The following is a 1,689-nucleotide window of genomic DNA, read 5'->3' as shown; positions in this document are numbered from 1 at the left end:
TGCACTAGGCCCTGTCAAGTTGACAGATGAAATAATATAAAGTTGAGTCTGTTTCTAAGCGGCTTCATTCCAGTATTCATCTGGAGTGAGGCCGTTTCTTTGCGCTGAGCGGTTGTGGTGATTGAAGTATTCAATGCCTTCTTCAACTAGTTTTGCTAGTTCTTCAAAGGTCTTAGGCATCGGATGACGCTCCATCCAGCGCAACTTGAATTCGTTCCACCAACGTTCCATTGGCGCATTATCGTATGGTGTGCCTGGACGAGACATGCTGCGAGTTACATCATAACGTCCAAGAAAGTTATTGAAGGCGCCGGAGGTATAAGCTGAGCCGCGGTCTGTGTGAACCAGTGGATGAACGTCGCCGACACTATCAAATGCACATTGGAATACCTCTATTTCCGCAGCTGAGGTTTCGGTAATGCTGAGATGGTGCGATAAGAGAAGACGCCCATAGAGATCAAGAACGCCACTTAATCGAATCTTATGTTCACCATTTGGGCCAAATCTCAATTCTGTTGAGTCGGACAGCCAAACCCTGTTCGGCGCGTCTGTTTCAAAATTCTGGTTTAAGACGTTGTCTTGAACGTATTGTTCACTTGCTTTTTGACGGCTGTGTTTCTTGATCCGGATCTGACATCTCAAGCCCATTTCTCGCATAACGCGTCGAACCATTTTATAAGTAACTTCAAAGGTAATTGACTCGTCATGTTGAAGATTCACCAAGAGGTTCCCAGCACCGATGCCTTGATGATGAAAATCAAACCAGTATTGTGTCCGTTCTTTGAGTTGCCGATCACGAGCTTCCCAAGCAGTTTCTTCTCGTTTTAAGCCTTTGTAGTAGGCCTGCCGGCTTACGCCGACAACGTCTAATAACTTGGTGAGTGCACCACGCGTGCCTTGACTGATCTCTTTGATTGCGATGTAGGCCAGCCGATGTTGTTTGTTCACCCCTTGCGCTGAAGTTCCAGCAATTTTTTTGCGAATTGTTCCACTAATTCTTTGTCTTTAAGCTCGGCCTCTAGTTGGCGGATACGAAGATTTGCTTTATCAAGATCAGTCAGTTCAGATTCGTCTTTGTGATGGCCACGGTTATCAACGAGGGCTTCGTACCCGCCGTTCTTGACCTTAAGTACCCAAGAACGTGCTTGTTGATACGAAACTTGAAAGTGCTCTGCAGCTTCAGCGTATGAATGTTTATGCTTGACCACGTACTCAACGACTTCAATTCGTTCTTCGAAAGTTATCTTCTTACGCATAGTGGGGACCTGCTTTCTGGACGGCGATGCCGTCAAAGGTTTGTCCTCATTATACTTGGTAACCCAGTTTTTTGCTTGGGTAGCGGTACGTAGACCATATCTGTCCGCCAACTCAGTAAATGTGCCTTCTCCATTCAAGTACGCAAAGACGACGGTATGTTTCAATGACCTGCTGTAATGATTATTCCTCTTAGCTTCTTTCAGTCCTTCAAGCCCATCACGCTTGTAACGCGTTAACCACTGTTTAAATGTATCCTGGCTGATTCCATGCTGCCTTGCATAAGTTGTTCTCGGGAGAACCGATAGCTGATAATCCTCCAGCAGCTTGAGCTTTTCAAGAGCTGTGAACTTAGATCTTGGCATACAAAAATCCCTCCATAATCATCAGATGAATTATTGTATTTCATCTGACAACCATAAAGGGATTATCGCA

The 1,689-nt window shown here is 45.2% G+C and carries 2 protein-coding genes; both read right to left on the bottom strand.

Annotated features, from left to right (window positions below; all coding sequences use genetic code 11):
• Positions 1 to 54: 54 nt before the first annotated feature.
• Positions 55 to 948 (bottom strand): IS3 family transposase, encoded by an 894-nt coding sequence (locus FC82_RS13335; RefSeq protein WP_056997256.1) that lies wholly within the window; start codon positions 946 to 948, stop codon positions 55 to 57.
• Positions 945 to 1,619: a helix-turn-helix domain-containing protein gene (locus FC82_RS13330; RefSeq protein ID WP_056997255.1), complete on the bottom strand. Its 675-nt coding sequence runs from the start codon at positions 1,617 to 1,619 to the stop codon at positions 945 to 947. The genes FC82_RS13335 and FC82_RS13330 overlap by 4 nt, the downstream gene beginning before the upstream one ends.
• Positions 1,620 to 1,689 lie beyond the last annotated feature (70 nt).

The organism is Secundilactobacillus collinoides DSM 20515 = JCM 1123 (assembly GCF_001435975.1).
Taxonomy (GTDB): Bacteria; Bacillota; Bacilli; order Lactobacillales; family Lactobacillaceae; genus Secundilactobacillus; species Secundilactobacillus collinoides.
Note: the sequence above shows the minus strand (reverse complement) of the source record. Positions and strands in the feature narration are given on the sequence as shown.